This window comes from Bradyrhizobium sp., assembly GCF_049581145.1.
Classification (GTDB): Bacteria; Pseudomonadota; Alphaproteobacteria; order Rhizobiales; family Xanthobacteraceae; genus Bradyrhizobium.
In genome coordinates this window covers 1-1,658 of the sequence record NZ_JBAURI010001040.1, presented here as the reverse complement: position 1 = coordinate 1,658, position 1,658 = coordinate 1, and the positions used below count along the sequence as shown (strand labels likewise).

The 1,658-nt window shown below is 65.9% G+C and carries 2 protein-coding genes; both read right to left on the bottom strand.

Features of this window, described 5'->3' with window-relative positions; all coding sequences use genetic code 11:
- Positions 1-415 (bottom strand): phytoene/squalene synthase family protein (locus tag WCB02_RS33610; RefSeq protein ID WP_423965244.1); only part of this gene is annotated, 415 nt, incomplete at its 3' end.
- Positions 412-1,557, bottom strand: coding sequence for a zinc-dependent alcohol dehydrogenase (locus WCB02_RS33605; RefSeq protein ID WP_423965242.1), 1,146 nt, complete (start codon positions 1,555-1,557; stop codon positions 412-414). The genes WCB02_RS33610 and WCB02_RS33605, both read right to left, overlap by 4 nt.
- Between the last annotated feature and the right edge of the window lie 101 nt (positions 1,558-1,658).

Sequence of the window (1,658 nt, the reverse complement as noted above, 5' to 3'; positions counted from 1 at the left end):
CGAAGGCGGAGATGAGGTCGTCGAAAGGCTGGATGGGGAGGTTGCGCTGCGCGATGGTGGGCTGGAGGGCGACGAAGACTGGGTGGCGCGAGGCGTCGGGGTCGGTGAAGCACTGGTGGAGCATGGTGCGCCAGGTGGCGAGGAGGCGGGTGGCCGTCGCGGTGTCGGCTACTTCGTCGCCGAGGTCGTCGGAGGTGCGGCAGAAGGCGTAGACGCTGTGGAAGTGCGGGCGGAGCGCAGGAGGAAGGAAGAATGTGGCGACGTGGAAGTTTTCGTAGTGGGTGGTGGTGAGGGTCTTGCACCAGGCTTGGGCTTCGGCGAGGGAGGGGCGTGCGGCGGGCGTTAGGTAGAGGGCAGGTGCGCCTACCAGGCTCTCGTCAATTGGGGCGGGCGTTGGGTTGGCGAGGGCGGTCATGCGTGCTCCTCGATCGTGGCGTGCGCTGTGGGTTCTGAGGCAAGGCTGGGGAAGATGACGGTCTTGATCTCGGGGGCGATGCCATCGGCGGGGCGCTTGAGCATGCGGCGAAGGACGTTGGGGAGGTCTTCGATGGTCGCGGTGCCGGTGAGGAAGTCCTGGGCGCGGAATTGGCCGGAGGTGATGAGATCGAAGGCGCGGCGAGCGGTGGCCGGGGTGTGGTGAAAGCTGGCCTTGAGGGTGAGGTCGGAGTAGTGGATGAGGTTGGTGTCGAGAGAGACGGTGGTGCCGCTGGGAGGGCCGCCGAAGAGGTTAACCATTCCGCCCTTGCGCGCCATTTGCACGGCCCACTGCCAGGCTTCGGGAGTAGCGACGGCTTCGAAAACGATGTCGGCACCGCGGCCTTCGGGAGTAAGGGCGCGGGCTGCGGCGATGGGGTCGGGGACGTCCGAGATGCGAAGAACTTGCTCGGCGCCGAAATGGCGGGCGGTGGCGACCTGGTCTTTGCGTTTGACGACCGCGATGACGTGGAGGCCGAGCAGCGAGGCGGCATGGATGAAGAGCAGGCCGATGGGGCCCGCACCGAGGACGATGGCGGTTTGGTTGGCCGTCGCGTCTGACTCTTCGAGGCCGCGGATGACGCAGGCGAGTGGCTCGGTGAGGGCCGCGTGCTCAAAGGGGATGTTGTCGGGGATATGCAGGGTGTTCTTCTGGACGATGCGCGCGGGGATGCGGATGAACTCGGCATAGGCACCATTGTTGAAGAGGAGGTCGTCGCAGAGGTTCTGCTGGTTGTTGCGGCAGAAGAAGCAGGCGTCGCAGGGCGCGGAGTTGAGTGGAAGGACGCGGTCACCGATGGAGAACGCGGTGACGCCTTCTCCGACCTGGACGACGGTTCCGGCGAGTTCGTGACCGAAGAGGCGATCGAGGGTGAGCATTTTGGCGTGGTAGCCGCGACGGTAGACCTTGAGATCGGTGCCGCAGGTAAGGGCGGCGCCCACGCGCAAGACCAGCTCGCCGGGAGCTGCGACGGGGACGGGGACGTCTTCGATGCGGAGGTCTTCCTGGCCGCGGAGGACGGCGGCTCTCATGGTTCGGCCCGGGGTCTTGCGGTCATCGATCTGATTGGGATCTGAGGCCATCTCTTTATTTTCTCATCCCTTGGACCCTCGGGACGAGGCGGAGCGTCGTGCGACCGGAGGTGGGGGCCGCTGCATCTGATACCCTGAGCGCAGCACAAACG

What these genes read in the sequence shown, in the direction of transcription:
- WCB02_RS33605 (WP_423965242.1), bottom strand. Translation starts at nt 1,557, where the DNA reads ATGGCCTCAGATCCCAATCAGATCGATGACCGCAAGACCCCGGGCCGA.